Annotated in this window: 22 protein-coding genes; 13 read left to right on the top strand and 9 right to left on the bottom strand. The window is 69.8% G+C overall.

Annotated features, from left to right (window positions below; all coding sequences use genetic code 11):
- Positions 1-119: 119 nt before the first annotated feature.
- The 3 genes from SKC42_RS26815 to SKC42_RS26805 all read right to left on the bottom strand — a co-directional run bounded on the left by SKC42_RS26815 (position 120) and on the right by SKC42_RS26805 (position 2,611).
- A complete protein-coding gene (locus tag SKC42_RS26815; RefSeq protein ID WP_330967266.1) occupies positions 120-632 on the bottom strand; it encodes a DUF3145 domain-containing protein in 513 nt (170 codons plus the stop codon).
- Positions 633-770: 138 nt separating this feature from the next.
- Complete coding sequence (locus SKC42_RS26810; RefSeq protein ID WP_330967265.1) at positions 771-1,595, bottom strand: serine hydrolase domain-containing protein; 825 nt, start codon at positions 1,593-1,595, stop codon at positions 771-773.
- On the bottom strand, positions 1,592-2,611 hold the full coding sequence (locus SKC42_RS26805) for a class I SAM-dependent methyltransferase (RefSeq protein WP_330967267.1): 1,020 nt from the start codon (positions 2,609-2,611) through the stop codon (positions 1,592-1,594). Before SKC42_RS26805 ends, SKC42_RS26810 begins: the two co-directional genes overlap by 4 nt.
- Positions 2,612-2,754: 143 nt before the next feature.
- On the opposite strand from SKC42_RS26805, the gene SKC42_RS26800 reads away from it, so the two are divergent.
- Both SKC42_RS26800 and SKC42_RS26795 read left to right on the top strand, forming a co-directional pair.
- A complete protein-coding gene (locus SKC42_RS26800) occupies positions 2,755-3,840 on the top strand; it encodes an S-(hydroxymethyl)mycothiol dehydrogenase (RefSeq protein WP_330967264.1) in 1,086 nt (361 codons plus the stop codon).
- Positions 3,840-4,463, top strand: coding sequence for an MBL fold metallo-hydrolase (locus SKC42_RS26795; protein ID WP_330967263.1), 624 nt, complete (start codon positions 3,840-3,842; stop codon positions 4,461-4,463). The genes SKC42_RS26800 and SKC42_RS26795 overlap by 1 nt, the downstream gene beginning before the upstream one ends.
- Before the next feature lie 393 nt (positions 4,464-4,856).
- Here the strand turns inward: SKC42_RS26795 and SKC42_RS26790 are convergent, their stop codons facing one another.
- Together SKC42_RS26790 and lnt are read right to left on the bottom strand one after the other, a co-directional pair.
- Positions 4,857-5,573 carry an SHOCT domain-containing protein gene (locus SKC42_RS26790; RefSeq protein WP_330967262.1) on the bottom strand — a complete coding sequence of 239 codons (717 nt, stop codon included), beginning with the start codon at positions 5,571-5,573 and terminating at the stop codon, positions 4,857-4,859.
- On the bottom strand, positions 5,570-7,054 hold the full coding sequence (gene lnt, locus SKC42_RS26785) for an apolipoprotein N-acyltransferase (RefSeq protein WP_330967261.1): 1,485 nt from the start codon (positions 7,052-7,054) through the stop codon (positions 5,570-5,572). Before lnt ends, SKC42_RS26790 begins: the two co-directional genes overlap by 4 nt.
- 46 nt (positions 7,055-7,100) lie before the next feature.
- Here lnt and SKC42_RS26780 point away from each other — a divergent pair, with 46 nt between their 5' ends.
- The 3 genes from SKC42_RS26780 to SKC42_RS26770 all read left to right on the top strand — a co-directional run bounded on the left by SKC42_RS26780 (position 7,101) and on the right by SKC42_RS26770 (position 9,650).
- Positions 7,101-8,054, top strand: a complete 954-nt coding sequence (locus SKC42_RS26780) for an SDR family oxidoreductase (RefSeq protein ID WP_330967260.1) — start codon at positions 7,101-7,103, stop codon at positions 8,052-8,054.
- A gap of 13 nt (positions 8,055-8,067) precedes the next feature.
- Positions 8,068-9,177, top strand: a complete 1,110-nt coding sequence (locus tag SKC42_RS26775; protein WP_330967259.1) for an SAM-dependent methyltransferase — start codon at positions 8,068-8,070, stop codon at positions 9,175-9,177.
- A 74-nt stretch (positions 9,178-9,251) separates the two neighbouring features.
- On the top strand, positions 9,252-9,650 hold the full coding sequence (locus SKC42_RS26770; RefSeq protein WP_330967258.1) for a hypothetical protein: 399 nt from the start codon (positions 9,252-9,254) through the stop codon (positions 9,648-9,650).
- Positions 9,651-9,661: 11 nt separating this feature from the next.
- On the opposite strand, the gene SKC42_RS26765 is transcribed toward SKC42_RS26770, so the two are convergent.
- Entirely contained in the window at positions 9,662-11,374 is a 1,713-nt protein-coding gene (locus SKC42_RS26765) for an Hsp70 family protein (RefSeq protein ID WP_330967257.1), read from the bottom strand.
- Positions 11,375-11,481: 107 nt separating this feature from the next.
- Positions 11,482-12,558, bottom strand: a complete 1,077-nt coding sequence (locus SKC42_RS26760; RefSeq protein WP_330967256.1) for an NAD(P)H-dependent amine dehydrogenase family protein — start codon at positions 12,556-12,558, stop codon at positions 11,482-11,484.
- A gap of 70 nt (positions 12,559-12,628) precedes the next feature.
- Between SKC42_RS26760 and SKC42_RS26755 the strand changes: the two genes are divergently transcribed.
- The 5 genes from SKC42_RS26755 to SKC42_RS26735 all read left to right on the top strand — a co-directional run bounded on the left by SKC42_RS26755 (position 12,629) and on the right by SKC42_RS26735 (position 16,730).
- Complete coding sequence (locus SKC42_RS26755; RefSeq protein WP_330967255.1) at positions 12,629-13,810, top strand: MFS transporter; 1,182 nt, start codon at positions 12,629-12,631, stop codon at positions 13,808-13,810.
- A gap of 13 nt (positions 13,811-13,823) precedes the next feature.
- Positions 13,824-14,171: an MmpS family transport accessory protein gene (locus SKC42_RS26750; RefSeq protein WP_330967254.1), complete on the top strand. Its 348-nt coding sequence runs from the start codon at positions 13,824-13,826 to the stop codon at positions 14,169-14,171.
- A 57-nt stretch (positions 14,172-14,228) separates the two neighbouring features.
- Positions 14,229-15,527, top strand: a complete 1,299-nt coding sequence (locus SKC42_RS26745; RefSeq protein ID WP_330967253.1) for a cytochrome P450 — start codon at positions 14,229-14,231, stop codon at positions 15,525-15,527.
- 210 nt (positions 15,528-15,737) lie between these two features.
- Positions 15,738-16,277 (top strand): ester cyclase, encoded by a 540-nt coding sequence (locus SKC42_RS26740; protein ID WP_330967252.1) that lies wholly within the window; start codon positions 15,738-15,740, stop codon positions 16,275-16,277.
- A 9-nt stretch (positions 16,278-16,286) separates the two neighbouring features.
- Positions 16,287-16,730 (top strand): hypothetical protein, encoded by a 444-nt coding sequence (locus SKC42_RS26735; protein WP_330967251.1) that lies wholly within the window; start codon positions 16,287-16,289, stop codon positions 16,728-16,730.
- Here SKC42_RS26735 and SKC42_RS26730 read toward each other — a convergent pair.
- Complete coding sequence (locus SKC42_RS26730) at positions 16,727-17,422, bottom strand: haloacid dehalogenase type II (protein WP_442932279.1); 696 nt, start codon at positions 17,420-17,422, stop codon at positions 16,727-16,729. The two genes, SKC42_RS26735 and SKC42_RS26730, sit on opposite strands and share 4 nt — an antisense overlap.
- Before the next feature lie 18 nt (positions 17,423-17,440).
- Here SKC42_RS26730 and SKC42_RS26725 point away from each other — a divergent pair, with 18 nt between their 5' ends.
- Positions 17,441-17,806 carry a YidH family protein gene (locus tag SKC42_RS26725; protein ID WP_442932277.1) on the top strand — a complete coding sequence of 122 codons (366 nt, stop codon included), beginning with the start codon at positions 17,441-17,443 and terminating at the stop codon, positions 17,804-17,806.
- Complete coding sequence (locus tag SKC42_RS26720; RefSeq protein ID WP_330967248.1) at positions 17,803-18,102, top strand: DUF202 domain-containing protein; 300 nt, start codon at positions 17,803-17,805, stop codon at positions 18,100-18,102. Before SKC42_RS26725 ends, SKC42_RS26720 begins: the two co-directional genes overlap by 4 nt.
- Positions 18,103-18,545: 443 nt before the next feature.
- Here the strand turns inward: SKC42_RS26720 and SKC42_RS26715 are convergent, their stop codons facing one another.
- The gene (locus tag SKC42_RS26715; RefSeq protein WP_330967247.1) at positions 18,546-18,782 is read right to left on the bottom strand and encodes an acyl carrier protein; all 237 of its coding nucleotides are present in this window, start codon (positions 18,780-18,782) and stop codon (positions 18,546-18,548) included.
- Between the two features lie 403 nt (positions 18,783-19,185).
- Between SKC42_RS26715 and SKC42_RS26710 the strand changes: the two genes are divergently transcribed.
- Positions 19,186-19,433, top strand: a 248-nt coding sequence (locus SKC42_RS26710; RefSeq protein WP_330967246.1) for a cutinase family protein, incomplete at its 3' end; no start/stop codon positions are given.

Genomic DNA, 19,433 nt, shown 5'->3' with positions numbered 1-19,433 from the left:
GGGAAGAAGATCAACGATCAAGGCCCACTGGGCATCGGTAAGCAACTGAAACCGCGACATACCCCAAGCCTCACGCACAACACCCGAAACCATTGCCAGACACGCCCTAGGCGCCTCGGCTACCCGACGCCCCGGCTCAACCAGGTCACCTCGCCGGCGTCGCCGCCCTCGCGGTACACCTCGAGCGCCTCGTCCCACGCCGTGCCCAGCACCGAGTCCAGCTCGGCGGCCAGCGAGTCGGCGCCCTGGGCCATCATCGACCGCAGCCGCATCTCGCCGACCATGACGTCGCCGTTGGCGCTCATCGCCCCGCTCCACAGGCCGAGCTGCGGAGTGTGGCTGAACCGGTGACCGTCCACGCCGGGGCTGGGATCCTCGGTGACCTCGAACCGCAGCACCGACCAGGAGCGCAGCGCGTTCGCCAACCGGCTGCCGGTCCCGACGGGACCGACCCAGTTGGTGACGGCGCGCAGCTGCCCGGGCATCGCCGGCTGCGGGGTCCAGACCAGGTTGGCCTTGGATTGCAGCGTCGACGACAACGCCCACTCGACGTGCGGGCACACCGCGGCCGGCGAGGCGTGGACGTACACCACGCCGGTCGTCACGTCGGAGAATTGATTCGACGCACGCATTTCTGCTCCTTCAGTTCCACGAGGGACGTCTTCCCCAACGACCTGGCGGACCTGACAAGCAGATGCTGCTTACTTAATTTGTGTGTCGTGCGTGTCTATTGTGCCTTGTGATACCCATGTTGCGCTAGTGTGCGTTTTTCACTGTCGGAATTGCGCGAGCACCGCGTCGGAAAGCGCAGGCCAAGGCCGCAGCGCCCACTCGCCGAAGTCCCGGTCGGTGAGCGCCACCAGGGCCAGTCCGGCCTCGGGGTCTGCCCAGACGAACCCGCCGGCCTGGCCGAAATGGCCGTACGTGCGGGCCGAGTTGCGCGCGCCCGTCCAGTGCGGCGACTTGCCGTTGCGGATCTCGAAGCCGAGTCCCCAGTCGTTGGGCCGCTGGACGCCGTAGCCCGGCAGGACGCCGTCCAGGCCGGGAAACTGCACGGTCGTCGCCTCGGCGTGCAGCTGCGTGGACACCGTCGACGGCCTCAGCAGGTCACCGGCGAACGCGGCCAGGTCCGCCACCGTCGACGTCGCGCCGAACCCGGCGGCCTCGGTGCCGCCGTTCAGGCGGGTGGCGGCCATGGCCAGGGGCTCACACACCGCCTCGGTGAGGTACCGGCCGAATTCGATCTCCGACTCGCGCTCCACGGCCTGCGCCAGCACGGTGAACCCGTAATTGGAGTACATCCGCCGGGTGCCCGGCTTGGCCAGCACCTTGTCGCCGTGCATCGCCAGGCCCGACGCGTGGGCGAGCAGGTGCCGGATCGTGGCGCCGGGCGGGCCGGCCGGGGTGTCGAGTTCGACGACGCCCTCCTCGACGGCGACATGCACGGCGCGGGCGACCAGTGGCTTGGTCACCGACGCCAGCTCGAACACCCGCCGGGTGTCGCCGTGGCTGTCGAGGACCCCGTCCGGCCCGACGACGGCGGCCGCGACGGCCCCGACCGGCCACGCGTCGACCGCGTCCAGCGCGCTCGTCATTTCCGGGCGATGTAGTAGTTGTTGAACGGGTCGGCCTCGGTCTCGGCGACCCGCACTTCGTCGAACCCGGCGTCGGCCAGCATCGCGGTGGCCAGCTGAGCGCCCCACGCCGCGCCCAGCCCGGCACCGTCCAGGGCCAGCGAGACCGTCATGCAGTGCATCAGCGAGACGGTGTACAGGTAGGTGCTCATCGGCACGCCAACGTTGTCCTCGAGCCGGCTGGACGCCTTGATGTCGGCCATCAGCAGGACACCGCCGGGCCGCAGGGCGCGATGGATGTTCTCCAGCACGCGCGCCGGCTGCGCCTGGTCGTGGATGGCGTCGAACACGGTAATCACGTCGTAGGTGTCTCGCTTGTCGATCTCCGCCAGGTTGTGGCGCTCGAAGCGCGCGTTGCTCAGCCCGAGGCGCTCGGCCTCGCGGGCGCCGACCGCGACGGCCTCGTCGGAGAAGTCGAGGCCGGTGAACCGGCTCGCCGGGAACGCCCCCGCCATCACGTTGATCGCATGGCCGCTGCCGCAACCGAAGTCGGCCACGTCGGCCCCCGAGCGCAGAAGTTCGGACAGGCCGTCCACCAGTGGCAGCACGACGTCGACGAGCGCGCGGTCGAACACCGCGCCGCTCTGCTCGGCCTGCAGCGTGTGGAAGCGGGGAAAGGCACTGTAGGGCACGCCCCCGCCGTTGCGGAAGCAGCCGACGACCTGCTGTTCGACCTCGGCGAGCAGCGAGATGAACTGCGCCATCATGGCGAGGTTGTCCGGTCCCGCCGCCCGCGTGACCGCGCGCGCCCGGTGGGCCGGCAACGCGTAGGCGCCGGCCTGCGGGTCGTAATCGACGACGTGCCCGGCGGTCATGCCACCCAGCCACTCCCGCACGTAGCGCTCGTCGAGGCCGGCGGCCTCGGCGATCCGCGCGCTGGTGGCGGGCGGCAGGCCGGCCATCGTGTCGAAGAGGCCGGTCTGATGCCCGATGCTCAGCAGCAGCGTCAGGCTGGCCGCGTCGACGGCCGCGACCATGCGTTCGGTGAATTCGGAGGCGCTCTCGGGAGCCGTCACGCTCGCCGACGCTACACCGAACGCCCGTCACGCCGGGCGGGCTCAACGCGTGACCGGCGCCACCGGGGCAGCCTCGTGCGGCACCCGACGATAGGTTGGAACGCATGAGTCAGACAGTGCGCGGCGTCATCTCACGCAAGAAGGGCGAGCCCGTCGAATTGGTCGACATCGTCGTCCCCGACCCCGGGCCGGGCGAGGCGGTGGTGGACATCATCGCCTGCGGGGTGTGCCACACCGACCTGACCTATCGCGAGGGCGGGATCAACGACGACTTCCCATTCCTGCTGGGCCACGAGGCCGCCGGGACGGTGGAGGCCGTCGGGCTGGGTGTCACCGCGGTGGCACCGGGTGATTTCGTGATCCTCAACTGGCGGGCCGTGTGCGGGCAGTGCCGGGCGTGCAAGCGGGGCCGGCCGCACCTGTGTTTCGACACCTTCAACGCCGCGCAGAAGATGACGCTGGCCGACGGTACGGAGCTGACGCCGGCGCTGGGCATCGGGGCGTTCGCCGACAAGACGCTGGTGCACGCCGGCCAGTGCACCAAGGTCGACCCCGCGGCCGACCCGGCCGTCGCGGGCCTGCTGGGCTGCGGCGTGATGGCGGGCATCGGCGCGGCGATCAACACCGCCGGGGTGACCCGCGACGACACCGTCGCGGTGATCGGGTGCGGCGGCGTGGGGGACGCTGCGATCGCCGGCGCGGCGCTGGTCGGGGCGCGGCGGATCATTGCCGTCGACATGGACAACGCCAAGCTGGACCTGGCCCGCAAGTTCGGCGCCACGCACACCATCAACGCCCGCGAGGCCGACGTCGTCGAGGCCATCCAGGAGCTCACCGATGGGTTCGGCGTCAACGTGGCGATCGACGCCGTCGGCCGGCCCGAGACGTGGAAGCAGGCCTTCTACGCCCGCGACCTCGCGGGAACCGTTGTGCTGGTGGGGGTTCCTACGCCCGACATGAAGCTCGAGATGCCGCTGGTCGACTTCTTCAGCCATGGCGGGGCGCTGAAGTCGTCGTGGTACGGCGACTGCCTGCCCGAGCGGGACTTTCCCACCCTGATCGACCTCTACCTGCAGGGGCGGCTGCCGCTGGAGCAATTCGTCTCCGAGCGCATCGGCCTGGGCGACGTCGAGGAGGCTTTCCACAAGATGCACGGGGGCAAGGTGTTGCGGTCGGTGGTGATGCTCTGATGGTCAATATCGAGCGGGTGGTGACCCACGGGACCTTCGAACTCGACGGCGGCAGTTGGGAAGTCGACAACAACATCTGGCTGGTCGGCGACAACTCCAACGTCGTGGTGTTCGACGCCGCCCACGACGCGGCACCGATCGTCGAGGCCGTCGCCGGCCGACACGTGGTCGCGGTGGTGTGCACGCACGGGCACAACGACCACGTTACCGTCGCTCCGGAGCTCGGCAAGACGCTCGACGCACCCGTGCTGCTACATCCGGCCGACGAGGTGCTGTGGCGAATGACCCACCCGGACAGTGACTTTCGCCCGATTTCCGACGGTGAGACGCTTTCCATCGGCGGGACGGAGTTGCGTGCGCAGCACACGCCCGGCCACTCCCCCGGATCGGTGTGCTGGTACGTCCACGACCTGGGCGTGGTGTTCAGCGGCGACACGTTGTTCGCCGGCGGCCCCGGCGCGACCGGACGCTCGTACTCCGACTTCCCGACGATTCTCGAGTCGATCTCCGGCCGGCTCGGCAAGCTGCCCGGTGAGACGATCGTGTACACCGGCCACGGCGACAGCACCACGATCGGCGACGAGATCGTGCACTACGAAGAATGGGTGGCTCGAGGCCACTGATCTTTGCCCGCCTCGTAGCGACAACGGCGGCAGGCGGGGTGCTCGCGTTTCGGTGTTGCGCGCCGGAAGGCTGCCGCGCGCTCCTGCAGCCAGGGTGCACGCCCGCCAGGGTGCCGGCGCTGCGCGGCTTTCGAGTGTGCACTGACGGCTTTCTGTGTGAATCCAGGGCGGTCATTGAGCGGAATTCCCCGCCCCGGGTTCACACTCAAATGCCTGGATGCACACTCAACGCACCCGACGCACACTCAACTCGTCCGGGTGCACTTTGGAAGCCTCAGCCGCCACCAGGCCCAAGCCCAACGAGCACAAACCCAAGCGACCTGCCCCAAGCCGCGCCTAAAGTCCCCGGGCTCCCCTGAATTGTCGCTACGAGGCGGGCACATCGAGAGCCACTCAGCTCTCGTTGAGAATCCGCCGCTTCTCCGCCTCGAACTCCCGTTCGGTAAGAATGCCCGAGTCACGCAGCGCGGCAAGGGTTTTCAGCCGCTCCAGGCGCACGCCCTCGCCGCTGGGCTCATACGGCGCGGCCGGCGGCACATGGAATGCCGGGGTGGTGGCCAGGACCGCCCCGCGGCGGGTGCGGGCCAGCCAGATGCCCGACAGCACCGCGACACCCAGGCCGACGACGAACACGCCCACGGACAACCACACCAGGTGACCGGTGGAACCCTGGTGGCCGAACGCCAGCCGCGGATCGATGTATCCGTTGACCTGGCCGTCGGTGGTGACGTGGTAGACGCCGGCGGCTGCGATGTGAGCAACCCACACCCGCACATGCGAATCGTTGTTCACCGTCGTTGTGCCGCCGATGTTTTCGGTCATCACGGGCTGCGCCACACCGTCGGGAGGGACGATCGTGACGCCCAGCGGCGGCACCGGCAGGCCGCCCCCGTTCGGGCTGCCGATCACGATGGCGTGGAAGCTGACGGCCACGTCACCGGCGGGCAGGCTGAGGGTGCCCGACCCCGGCACGGGCACCTCTCCGTACTCGTTGTACTTGTCCAGAAAGAAGGCGTTGAGCACCAGGGTCACGACGAAGCCGGCGAGCGCCGCAACCATGACCGCGATGGCGGTGGCCAGCGAGATCTTGGCCAGCCGTCTGCTGCTCATTCAGGCAGTGTGGCACCGCGCGGGGGGCGCCGCCAGCGAACGACCGCGGCGCCGAGCACCACGAACGCCGCCACCGGCACCCAGTCGCCCAGCCGCTCGTACCACGTCGTCGTCGAGCCCAGCGGCACGTCGACCACGGCGACGCCGCGAAAGCCGGACGGGCACCACGCCAGCCGATGCCCGCGCGCGTCGAAAGCCGAACTGTCGCCGGACAATCCCGCGTGCACGGCCGGGCGGCCGGCCTCGACGGCACGCACCGCGGGTTGCGCGGCGAGCTGCGGCTGCGCCCAACTGCCCTGAAACGACGACGTCGAGCTCTGATAGACCAGCAGCGCGGCCCCCAGCCGGGCCTCGCGGCGGGCTAGGTCGGGAAAGACGGCCTCGTAGCTGATCAGCGGCCCAATCGACTGCCCGCCGGCCCGCAGCACCACCGGCCCGCCGCCGGGCTGCCGGTCCTCGGCGGCGGCCGTGCTGCCGCGGGTGGCCCACCCGAGGAGCGTTCGCAACGGCACGTATTCGCCGAACGGCACCAGCCGCGTCTTTTGATAGCTCCCCCGCAGCCCATCCGGCCCGACCAGCACCGACGACTTGCGGATCCGACCGTCGGCCGCCCGGGCGTCGACGTTGACCAGCACGTCGGCGCCCACCCGCCGCGACAGTTCGACGAGGCGCGCCAACTCCTCGGGGTGGGTGTCCACGTCCTGCCCCACGCTGCTTTCACCCCATACCACCAGGTCGGGCCGCCGGCCCACCAGCGTCGCGGTCCACAGCTCCCCGGCACCCGCCCTGGCGGCCGAGTCGGCAATGTCACCGGGCTGCACCAGCGCGACGCGTAGAGTCGATCCCGCGGCCGGGGCGGGGCCCAGGAGATACCACAGCGGGCCGGCCGCCACTGCCACCGCCAGGCACGCCGGCAGAACCCGCCGGCGAACCCCGGCGAGAAGGCCGACCAGCGCCGTGTTCGCCGCCAGCACAAGGAAACTCGTCAGCCACACCCCGCCCAACGACGCCGACGCCAGCATCACGGGCTGGGCGGCCTGCGACGCACCGAGGGGCGCCCACGAGCCGCCCAGCGGCGGCCAGGAACGAGCCACCTCCGCCGCCACCCACGCGCCGGGCAGAACCACCAGTGCCGCGATCGCCCGCCCACCGCCGACCGTGGCGGCCAACAGCCGGTGGGCCAGCCAGCCCCAGGGCAGCCACAGCGCACCCAACCCGACCGCCAGCACCGGCAGCAACAGCCCGGCGCTGCCCGCCAGCCAATACTGGGTGGCCAGCACGAACGCGGTCGCCCCGAGCCAGCCGCGCACGGCGGCCTCGCCCGGCCCGGGAGCGGCCCGCACCAGCCACAGCAGCGGGACGACGCCGAACCACGCCACGAGCCACCACGCGGGCGCGGGAAACGCCAACGCGGGGAGCGCGCCGGCGGCGAAGGCCGCCGCGGCGCCGTAGACGCGCTCGGGGTTCGCGGACGGCGGCACAAGGAGCACACTAGGACGTGCTCGTTACCGATAAGGAGTGATACGCATGGCCCACGATCTCGTTGCCACCGTGCCCGACCTGTCGGGAAAGCTGGTGGTCGTCACCGGAGCCAACAGCGGCCTGGGGTTTGGGCTCGCCCGGCGCCTGTCGGCCGCGGGCGCCGATGTTGTCATGGCGATCCGCAACCAGCCCAAGGGTGAGGCGGCGATCGAGGAAATCCGCCAAACGGTTCCCGACGCCAAACTGACCATCAAATCCCTCGACCTGTCGTCGCTGGCGTCGGTCGCCGCCCTGGGCGAGCAGCTGAACGCCGAGGGCCGCCCGATCGACATCCTGGTCAACAACGCCGGCGTCATGACGCCGCCCAACCGCGACACCACCGCCGACGGCTTCGAATTGCAGTTCGGCAGCAACCATCTCGGGCACTTCGCGCTGACTGCCCACCTGCTCCCGCTGCTGCGCGCCGCCACCGGGGCCCGCGTCGTCTCCCTGAGCAGCCTCGCGGCCCGCTACGGCAGCATCCACTTCGACGACCCGCAGTTCGAGAAGTCCTACTCCGCCAATGCGGCGTACGGCCAGTCGAAGCTCGCGGTGCTGATGTTCGCCCTCGAACTCGACCGGCGCAGCCGGAAGGCCGGCTGGGGCATCGTCTCCAACGCCGCGCATCCCGGCCTGACCATGACCAACCTGCAGATCAGCGGCCCGTCGCACGGGCTGGGGAAGCCCTCGTTCATGGAACGCCTCTACAAGGCGTCGTGGCGGTGGGCGCCGTTCATGTGGCAGGAGATCGACGACGGGATCCTGCCCGCGCTTTACGCCGCGGCCACGCCGCAGGCCGAGGGCGGCGCGTTCTACGGCCCCCTGGGACTGTTCGAGGCGGCCGGCGGCGGCGTGAAGCCGGCCCATGTGCCCAAGCGCGCCCGCAACGACGACGACTGCCGGCGGCTGTGGGAGCTGTCGGAGCGGCTCACCAAGGTCACCTACCCGGCGCTGGACTGACTATCGTTGGTGCATGCGGCCGGAGCCCCGTCTGCCCGATTCGGGCCCTCAATCGAGCATCGTGGTCCGGCCGGAACCGACGCACAGCGCGACGTACACCCAGTCGTCGCGGCTGCAGGCCGCCGGACTGGCGCGCGCCATCTCGTTCCTTCAGCAGGCCGCCGAACAGGTGCCGCTGCCCGAGCCACCGCAGCCGATCATCGTCGCCGATTACGGCGCCGCCAACGGGCACAATTCGCTGCGGCCGATGGCGGAGGCCATTGCGGTGCTGCGCCGGCGCACCCGGCATGATCACGCGATCCTGGTGGCGCACACCGACATTCCCGACAACGACTTCACAGCCCTGTTCCGGACCCTGGAGGAGGACCCGGACAGCTACCTGAACAAGGACACCGCGAGTTTCGCCTCGGCGATCGGCCGGTCGTTCTACGGGCAGATCGTGCCGTCCAAGACCGTCAACCTCGGCTGGTCGTCGTGGGCGGCCCAGTGGCTGAGCCGGGTGCCGTGCGCAGTCGACGAACACGTGCACGTCTCGTACGGCCAGGACGACGCCGCGTTCGCGGCCTACGCCGACCAGGCCGCCCTGGACTGGCACAACTTCGTCGCGTTCCGGGGTCGCGAGCTCGCCCCGCACGGGCGGCTGGTGGTGCTCACGCTCGGCGTCGACGAGGACGGCAGCTTCGGCTTCGCCACCTTGCTCGACGCCATCCTCGCGACGGCGGAGGACCTGGCCGTCGACGGCTTGCTTCATCGGGAAGAATTGCGGCGCATGGCAATTCCGACGTTCGGGCGCGGGGAGAAGGACTTCCGCGCACCGTTTGCCCCCAGCGGGCGGTTCGAGGGGCTGGCCATCGACCGGCTGGAGACCTTCATCGCCGAGGACCGGTTCTGGGCGCGGTTCCAGGTCGACGACGACGCGCACGCGTTCGGCGCCCAGTGGGCCGCGTTCGCCCGGTCCGCGCTGTTCCCGGCACTGGTCCACGCACTCGACAACCGGGCCGCCGACCCGCGGGCGGTCGAATTCATCGAGCGGCTGGAGACCGGCGTCGCCACGCGCCTCGCCGCCGCGCCCGAGCCGATGCGTATCCCGCAGGCCGTGGTCTCCCTTGTCAAGTTGCGCTGACGAGAGTTTCGACACAACACCGCAGTGGGTAACCGCTTTGGAAGTCGGAACTGCGACTCTGAGGGGGTAGGGGCATGACCGTGCAGGACGACAAAACCGCTGGTCACGACGACGAGCGAAAGTCAGCCGAGGCCGAAGAAGAGCAGGAAGATCGGGCCGCGACCGAGAAACCCGAGCCCGACGAGGACGACAAAAAAGCAGCCGCTGAGATGATGGAGGCCTACAAAGAGAAGCCCACCATCGTGCTCCCCGGCTCCGGCGGCATGGTTTCGGGCACCGCCGTCAACGAATGGCTGGACGACCACGGCAACCCCAAGTTCGCGGTTCCCGACGACTCCGACTCCGACCTCAGGTCCAAGGCGGAGGAGATGCAGAACGACCAAGAGCACAAGAAGCAGATCGAAGAGGACAAGGCCCTCAACGACAAGCTTCGCGAAGCCGCGGCCGAGGAGAACAAGGGCGAAAAGGCCTGAGCTAGCAGTCTTTAGCGCCCGATCGGGCCCACGCCGAACTCCTGCAGGATCTGGTTGATCTTATCCAGCCCGGGGATCGGCTCGTTGACCCCAGGGATCGAGGGTAGCTCCGGGATCGCCGGGGTGCGCGGAAACTGATGCGCCGGTGCAGCCACGGCCGGCGGTTCGGCGTGCGGAGTGGCCGACGGTGGCGCCGTGGTCGGGGTCTCGGTCTCGGCGGGTGGGTTGGTGTCGGTCACTGAGGGCGGCGGGGCTTCCCGCGTCGCCGGGCTGGGCGGTGGCGCCTGCGCCGGCGCGGCAGGGGCCGACGTGGTGGTCTTCGGTGGCGCGGACGGTGCCGTCGGCGGCGCGCCCCCTGGGCGCAGCGCGAAGACCATCGCGACGCCGGCGACCAGCAGCGCGAGCACCACCGCGACGACCACCAGTGGCGGGCGCCTGAATCGGTGCCGCTTCTGCGGCACCGATTCAGGCTCGGGAGTCGGTTCGAGATCCGGCGGCGCGGGCTCGTCGGGCGGCAGCACCGCGCGGGCCAACGTCTCCTCCGTGGGCGCGGGCCGGATCCGGGGCTCGCTGCGGCGGGGCCAAGCCAACGCGGTCGGCTCGGGCTGGACCGGTGCCGCGGGGGCCGGCGAGGGCGCGGCCCGGCTCGCCATCGTCGCCCCGGCCTCGTGCGGGCGGCGGGCAGCGCGCAGGGCGGCGCCGACGGCCGGCGTCAGCTGGGGGCGCTCCCGCGTGACGACCGGCACCCGCAGGCGCCCCGACAGCGCGGTGGTGACGGCCGGGATGTTCGCCACGCCCCCCACCGTCACGACCGCCGTCAGATTGCGAACACCGTTGCGCGCCAGGGTTTGTTCGAGAACGGCCAGGAAGTTGTCCAGCGAGTCGCGGATCACCTCGTCGAGTTCGTTCCGGGTGAGCCGGAAGTCGCCGTGCATGCCGGGCAGCTCGTCGGTGAGCGTCGCCAGGGTGCCGAACGACAGCTGTTCTTTCACGCCGCGGCATTCCGCCCGCAGCCGGCTCAGCGAACCGCTGGCCAGGGTGTTCGACGGGTCGAAGGAACCGGCGCCGGGCAGGTGGCCCATGACAGCGGTCAATAGGGCCTGGTCGATCAGATTCCCGGAGAAGTCGTGGTAGCGCACCGTGGGCGCCAGCGCCCGGTAGTCGCCGGCGGCGTCCATCAGGGTGATGCTGGTGCCGGTGCCGCCGAAGTCGCAAACGGCGACCGTGCCCGGGGTGCCCGCGGACGGAAGACCGGGATTGGCGCGCGCCGCGAACAGCGCCGCCGCGGCATCGGGGATCAGCACCAGCGGCTTCGCCCGGTTCGACCATTCGGCCACGCGACTCAGCGCGGCGCCCAGGGCGTCCACCACCCGGGAATCCCAGTGCGCGGGGTAGGTGACGGCCACGCTGTCGGGCAGGGGGCGGTCACCGGTCGCGGCGTAGGCGAGCGACCGCAGCCCGTCGGCGATCAGGGCCTCGGGGCGGTGTACGGAACCGTCCGCCGCCACGATGCCGGCGGGATCGCCGACACGATCCACGAAGTCGGGGATCACCAGGCCGGGCTCGTCGAGGCAGGGATTCTCGGAGGGTACGCCGATCTCGGGTGGGCGCCCCCGGTAGAGGGTGAGCACGGGCTTGCGGACGACGGCGTTCTCGGCGGTCACGACCGCCAGGTTGGTGGCACCGATCGACAGGCCCAGCGCCGGTGTCACTCCGTCGGCCATCTTCCCAACCCCCGTCCTCGGCGTCCCGCGCGGCCTAATCCATAGACAATCTCAGCAATAGCTGGGTGCCAGCTGTGTAGAGCGTGGACCGCGGCTGTGGGGGCCGGTCAGCGGATGGTGCCGACGCCGGCGATCAGCGGCAGGTCGAGCGGGGTCACCCAGCCCGGCCGCAGGTCGTTGACGGCCGGCACCGCGTTGAGGGCGCGCATCCCGGTGGAGAGGCACCCCGCCGTGGCCGGGTCGCGGCCGGAGCCGTCGGTGAACCGGAACGCCGTCTCCTGGAAGATGCTCGGCGTCCCCTCAATGTCCACGCGGTAGACGTCGTCGTCGTGGCCGGACGGCCAGTCCGGCGCGGCGTCGTGACCGATGCGGTTGACGTGTTCGAGCTGGATGCGGGTCTCGCCCTGGTAGACGCCGTTGATGGTGAACCGGACGGCCGCGACGTGGCCGGGCTGGATGACGCCCTTGACGGTCTTGCGCTCGGTGGGCGTCACCCATTTATCCCACGTCGTGGTGATCTCGTCGAGCACGATGCCCGCGGCGTGGGCGATCATCGGCACCGTCGCGCCCCACGCGAAGATCAGCATGTTGGTGTCCTTCAGCAGCGGGCTGTAATCGGGCTCGCGGCCGATGCCCATCTCGACCTCGTAGTCGCCCTCGTAATTCGTGTAGTCCAGCAGTTCCGAGGCCCGCACCCGGCGCACCTCCGAGCACAGCCCCATCAACGTCATCGGGAACAGGTCGTTGGCGAACCCGGGGTCGATCCCGGTGGTGAAGCAGGACGACTCGCCCAGCTCGCAGGCCTCCGTGATGGGCTGGATCCACTGCGGCGGGTTGAGGTGCATCGTCGGCCAGACCCACGGCGTCATGGCGGTCGAGCACACGTCGATGCCGGCCCGCAGGAAGCGGGTGATCAGTTCGATGTTGTCCTTGGCGTGCATCGCCGTCGGGCCGTAGTGCACCAGCGCGTCGGGCTCGAGCGCGATCAGCGCGTCGACGTCGTCGGTGGCGATAATTCCGGTCGGCTCGGGCAGCCCGCAGATGTCGGCGACGTCGCGGCCCACCTTGTCGGGGTTGCTGACGCCGACGCCCACCAACTCGAACAACGGATGCCTGACGATCTCGGCGATCACCATTTTGCCGACGAAGCCAGTACCCCACACCACCACGCGCTTTGACGTCATTGTCACCTTCCCGGCCGGCCCCCGGCTTCACCCTAAGCGGGCGGTGGGTTCGGGAGCTAGCATCTGGCGGGTGCGCAACCGGCCGGCCTGGCTCACGGCAAATGTGTGGGTGCTGTCGCTGGTGTCGCTGCTGCAGGACGCCGCGAGCGAGTTGCTGTATCCCCTACTGCCGCTGTATTTGACGACGGTGCTGGGCGCGCCGCCGTCGGTGGTCGGCGCGGTGGAGGGTGCCGCGGAGGGCGCGGCGTCGCTGACCAAGGTGGCGTCCGGCCCGCTGGGCGACCGGTTCGCGCGCAGCCGGCTGATCGCGACGGGTTACGGGATGGCAGCGCTGGGCAAGGTGATCGTCGCCGCCGCCGGCGCGTGGCCCGGGGTCTTGCTGGGCCGGGTCGTCGACCGGCTGGGCAAGGGGCTGCGCGGCGCGCCGCGCGACGCGTTGCTAGTCGATGGCATCGAGCCGGCCCAGCGCGGCCGGGTGTTCGGATTTCACCGCACCATGGACACGCTCGGCGCCGTCATCGGCCCGCTGCTCGGGCTCGCCGGATACGAGCTCTTCGGACACCGGATCGGCCCGGTCCTCTATCTCGCGGTGATCCCCGCGGTGCTCAGTGTGCTGCTGATCGCCTGGGTCCGCGAGCGACCGAGAGTCGCCCCGACCGCGGCTCGGCGGTCGCTGTTTGCCGGGGCCCGGGGCCTGCCGCGGCGCTACTGGGAGGTGGTCTCGTTCCTGGTCGCGTTCAGCATCGCCAACTTCCCGGACGCGCTGTTGTTGTTGCGGCTCAAGGAGATCGGCTTCTCGGTGGTCGGCGTCATCCTGGCCTACGTCGGCTACAACGCCGTGTACGCGCTGGCGAGCTTTCCGGCCGGACTGCTCGCGGACCGCTTCGGCCGGCCCGTGGCCTACGCGGTCGGGCTGGTGTTCTTCGCGGTCGGCTACATCGGTCTCGGACTGACCACCAGCACCGCGGCCGCCTGGGGCCTGATCGCCGCGTACGGCATCTTCACCGCCTGCTACGACGGCGTCGGGAAGGCTTGGATCTCAACGCTTGTCGGTCCCGAGCTGCAGTCCAGCGCGCAGGGCATCTTCCAGGGGCTGAGCGGTTTTGCGGTGCTGGCCGCGGGGCTGTGGGCGGGCTTCCTGTGGGGCGCCGACGGGCGGCTGCCCCTGCTTGTCTCGGGCGGGGTGGGCGCGGTGTTCGCCGTCGTGCTGCTCGGGGCCGCCGCGAGGCTTCCGTCCGAGCGCACCGGATGACACGATGAGGTTCATGACCGGTCACCTCAGGGCCCCTTCGATCCTGTTCGCGGTGGGCGTGGGCGTCGCGACAGTGTGCGCGGGCGTGGCCCATGCCAACGACTTCCCTCAGGTCCGCTACGAGGTGACCGGCAGTTCCCCGGTGGCCGAATTCATCTCGTATCAGACCGACGGCGGCCAGTTGCGGGCGGTGAACGCCAAGCTGCCGTGGTCGACGCAGTTCACCGGTTTCGGCGGGCAGGTGTTCGTACTCAGCGCGCAGGCGCCCGGCTCGATCTCCTGCCGGATCCTGATCGACGGCCGATCGGTGAAGGACGCGACGGCGACGGGGACACCCGCCCGCACCGTCTGTACCCAGTGACTAGCTCGGTCTAGGCTCCGTTCCGTCACCTCTCTTCAGCGACGAAGGAGCGGCCCCGTGAGCCTCAAGACCGGTATCGCACCGCGGACCAACGGGGCGCCCCCACCCGAGATCCCGCTCTCCGACGTCCAACTCGGGTCGCTGGAGTTCTGGGCCCTGGACGACGACTACCGCGACGGCGCCTTCGCCACCCTGCGCAGCGAGGCCCCGCTCGTGTTCTGGCCCGCCATCGAGATGGAGGGGTTCACCGCGGGCGACGGGCACTGGGCGCTGACCCGGCACGACGACGTGCACTTCGCCAGCCGCCACCCGGACATCTTCAGCTCCAGCCCCAACATCACGATCAACGACAACGCGCCCGAGATCGCCGAGTACTTCGGCTCGATGATCGTGCTCGACGACCCGCGACACCAGCGGCTGCGGTCGATCGTCAGCCGGGCGTTCACCCCGAAGGTGGTGGCCCGCATCGAGGCGTCGGTGCGCGAGCGCGCCCACCGGCTGGTGACCGACCTGATCGCCAACCACCCCAACGGCGAAGCTGATCTGGTGAGCGAGCTCGCCGGCCCCCTGCCGCTGCAGATCATTTGCGACATGATGGGCATCCCCGAGGCGGACCATCAACGAATCTTCCACTGGACCAACGTCATTCTCGGGTTCGGCGACCCCGACCTGACGACGGACTTCGAGGAATTCCTCAAGGTCTCGATGGACATCGGTGCCTACGCCACCACCCTGGCGGAGGACCGCCGCGTCAACCACCACGACGACCTCACCACCAGCCTGGTCGAGGCCGAGGTCGACGGCGACCGGCTGTCGTCGTCGGAGATCGCGTCATTCTTCATCCTGCTGGTGGTGGCCGGCAACGAGACCACCCGAAACGCGATCAGCCACGGCGTGCTGGCCTTGTCGCGCTACCCCGAGCAGCGCGACAAGTGGTGGTCCGACTACGACGGCCTGGCGTCGACCGCGGTGGAGGAGGTCGTGCGGTGGGCCTCGCCGGTGGTCTACATGCGGCGCACCCTGACCCGCGACTTCGAGCTCGGCGGCGTGCGGATGGCCGCCGGCGACAAGGCCACGCTGTGGTACAACTCGGCGAACCGCGACGAGTCGAAGTTCGCCAACCCGTGGGCCTTCGACGTCGCGCGCAACCCCAACCCGCACCTGGGCTTCGGCGGCGGTGGCGCCCACTTCTGTCTCGGCGCGAACCTGGCGCGGCGCGAGATCCGGGTGGTGTTCGACCAGTTGCGCCGCGAGATCCCCGACATCGTGGCGATCGAGGAGCCGTCGCGGCTGCTGTCGCAGTTCATCCACGGGATCAAGAGGCTGCCGGTCGCCTGGACCCCACCGTCGGGCTAACCGGGCGTCATCCCTCCCAGCGGGGCTCCCTCTCCCCGCGGGGCTCCCTCCCCCTCGGGGGGCTCCCTCTCCCCGCGGGCCTCCCTCTCCCCGCGAGGGCTCCCTCTCCCCGCGAAGGCTCCCTCTCCCCGCGAGCAGACGCAAAGGCAGCGAACGCCGCGGCGTGTCGCGGACTTTTGCGTCTGCTCGCCGCGCCATACCCTAAGCCCCGTGACCATTCCCGCGTTTCCCCGTCCCGAGGTGCTGGCCGCCCGCGAAAAGCTTGTGCTCGACCACTTCCACGGCGAAGTCCGCCAGGACTGGGACGACGTGCTGGCGACCTTCCCGCACCCGCGCTACGAGCTGATCCCACAGATGATCGTGCACGACGGGGACCGGGCGGTGCGTGATTACTACGCCTACACGCGGACCGCATTCCCCGATCAGGACCACGAGATCATCGCGCTGCGTCATAGCGCCGACGCGGTGATCGTTGAGTTCTGGCTGATGGGCACGCATCTGGGCTACCTCGGCAAGGTTCCGCCCACCGGCAGCCACTTCCGAGTCCGCATGACTGCGTACTTCGTGTTCGATGAGGCGGAAACGCTTGTCTGCGAGCGCATCTACTTCGACACGCTGACCATGATCAAGCAACTGCTCGGCGGCCTCGATATGAAGAAGCCGGCGAGCTGGCTGCTGGCCGCGCGCTGCGCGCGCGGCTTCCTGTCGATGTCCGCGGAAAAGCCCGACCCGGCGCTGCTGAATGCCTAAACTCACCGCATGCGGGGCCTTCATGCGCTGGACGGCCTGATCGCGGCGGCGCTTTTGGCGGCGGGACATGCCACCGCCGCCGCGACGCCACGGGGTCCGCAGACCGAGAAGTGGATCGATCTGCAGGTCGGCCAATGCGTGACCGACCTCCCGCCGCCCGACCTGAGCCGGGTGACCGTGATGGTCGTCGACTGTGCGGCAGCGCATCTGGCCGAGGTGTACCTGCGCGCGCCGATGGCCGTCGACACCGCGATCGCCACCGTCGCCAACCGGGACTGCGCCGCCGGGCTGACGTCCTACACCGGCCAACCGGTCGACCGAGGCCCGTTCGCGATCAGCTATCTCATCGACTCCAACCAGGATCGGACCGGGGCCAACCCGACGCCGAGCACCGTCATCTGCCTGCTGCAGGCGGCCAACGGCCAGCCCCTGACCGGATCGGCGCGCCGCTAGCAGCCGAGTTGGCTAGCCAGGTCCAGGAAGTCGGACGCGTTCACGTCGAACTCATCGGAGTATGCGACGTCCGCGTCGCCGCCCGGACCGAACTCCAGCGGGCGCGCGACGAACGCGGTCGCGAAGCCGAGTTGCCCCGCGGCGCGGATGTCGTACTTGTGGCTTGCCACCATCATGATTTCGGTGGGCTCCAGGCCGAGGTACGTCGCGGCCATGCGGTACATCGCCGGGTCGGGCTTGAACACGCCGGCCATCTCGGCGGCGAAGACGGCGTCCCACGGCAGCCCCGCCAGCTTCGAGATGCTGATCACCGCCGACACGTCGGCGTTCGACAGGGTCGCCAGCGTGTAGGAACGCTTAAGCCGTAGCAACCCAGGCACCGCGTCGGGCCACGGTTTGAGCCGCTGCCACGCCAGCGTTAGCTCGTCGCGTTCGCCGGCCGACAATCCGCCGGCGCCGCAGTCGTCCAGCACGGAGTCCAGCGAGTCGCGATACACCGAGCGCACCGAGACCCAACCGGTGTGTCGACCCTGTGCCGCCTCCAGCGCGGTGAAGTAGCTTGCGCGCCAACGCCGCACCACCTCGGCCCAGTCGACCCCGGCCAATCGGCCGCCGATCCGCTCCGCCTCCCCGCACACCGTCGAATGGAAATCCGTCGCGGTCCCCTGCACGTCGAACAACAGCGCCTTCACCACAATGGCCAATCTACGATGTGCCTCGTGGCGCAAGACACCGACGAGCGCGAACCCGACTACCGGTTCACCTTCGCCAACGAGCGGACTTTCCTGGCGTGGCAGCGCACGGCGCTGGGCCTGCTGGCCGCGGCGGTCGCCCTTGTGCAGCTCGTGCCGGAGCTGGGAGTCCCGGGGGCGCGCCGCACTTTGGCCGTGGGTCTGGCGGTGCTGGCCATCCTGACCAGCGGCATGGGACTGCTGCGGTGGACGCAGGCCGACCGTGCGATGCGCCGGGGTGTGCCACTGCCCCGCCACCCGACACCGGCCTACCTGGCGGTCGGCCTGAGCGTGGTCGGGCTCGTCGCGCTCGGACTGGTGATCGCCAAGGCGGTTATGCATTGAACGACCCGGCGGTTCGGACGACGCTCGCCTGGACGCGGACGTCGTTCGCTTTCCTTGCCAACGGGGCCCTGCTGACGGTGAAGTACTTGCACGGCCCCGTCAGCCTCAAATCGTTCATCCCCGCCGTGCTGGCCGCCGCGATTGCTCTGACGACGTACGTCATCGCGATCCGGCGCCAGCGCACGCTGCAACGGGATCCGCCCCCGCCCGGGCTGACGCCGCGCCGCCAGGTCTACTTCATCGGGGCGGCGGTGCTGGTCCTCACCGTGGTGACAATGGTTGGCCAGCTGGCCTAGCGTGCAGCTCGTGGCGCAGTTCCTCGGTGTGCGAGGAGAAGCGCGACCACAAGCAGGTCGAAGAGGTGGCGGACGATCCATTGCCGGCGGTCAGGCGCGACGCTGAGCCCGAACAGGTAGTCGACGACGAACATGCCCCACGCCGCCCGGCTCGCCACGTCCAGCTCAGGGCGTGCTGACCGTGTGGTTGGCCGAGCACCTCCACCGAGTACACGCTGAGAAAGACGAGCGCGACGATCGCCGGCGGCCACGCCGCGCGCTGTTCCCAGCGCTCTTCCCTAGGTTTGCTTGATCATGCAGGACGGCCTCCGGTTGTCGCGCCGATTTTGGCCGCTCTAGGTTAGCTGGCCCGCCGCACCCGTCCGGGGCTGTCGGGCCGACACCGAAGGCCGCTTCGGGCACGCGCCGGCGGGGCGCGTCACCGCGCTCCGGATGTCACCGCCTCAGCCGGTGGTCGCACCCGCCTCCGATTCCAGCCGCATGAGGAGCTCGTGGCACCGCTGCGCCCGCTGGGAGTCCTGTGCCATCACGTCACCGAAGAATGCGGCGACGTCGTCCAGGCCCGCGTTCTTCGCGTCGCGAACATACTGGCTGTAATCATGTCCGGCCTTCAACGAGTGGTATTGAACGGAAATCAGGTCAAAGGTCACATCGTCGAAACCGGTTTCACCCGTAGCCATGTCGTCGCCTTCCGCAGTTGGTTGATTCGTGGTCAGTTTCGGCTACCCGCCCCGTACCGCGCATAACGACCGTCGCGGAGTGGGCTTCGTAAACCGGCCGGAAGGCGGGGCGGCACTTCGTTCCGGCGTCCACGGCGCCGCACTTGGCTTGCGGCCGAACACAATAGTGACACTCCGGCCAAAGGTATAGGGCCATTAGTCAGCAGCGCTGCGCGCCAGTCGTTATGATTTAGTGACGTGGCTGGTCCGCAACCTCGTTACCGCAGCCGATCTCGAACCGTCTGCAAACCGCGAGGGCGCAAAGGCCGGCCGCGCTCGGTACGGCAGTGCTAACAGGAAATGGTCACCAAAAGCTATGGAAACAGACAGTTTTGGGGGAAAAGTGCTTGGGCACCATTGCGCCATGATCGCACGTCACGTCCTTCGTCCCCTTGCTCCTGCGGCGGTCGCGGCGGCGGGTCTCGCCGCCTTTGCCGTGTCGCCCGTCGTCCCCTCCGCCGGGGCGGATCCCTGTCCGGATGTACAGGTGGTGTTCGCCCGCGGCACCGGTGAGCCTCCGGGCGTCGGCCCGACCGGGCAGGCCTTCGTCGACGGCCTGCACTCGCGCATCGGCGCGCAGTCGTTCGACGTCTACCCGGTCAACTACCCCGC

Source organism: Mycobacterium sp. 050134, from assembly GCF_036409085.1.
Classification (GTDB): Bacteria; Actinomycetota; Actinomycetes; order Mycobacteriales; family Mycobacteriaceae; genus Mycobacterium.
Note: the sequence above shows the minus strand (reverse complement) of the source record. Positions and strands in the feature narration are given on the sequence as shown.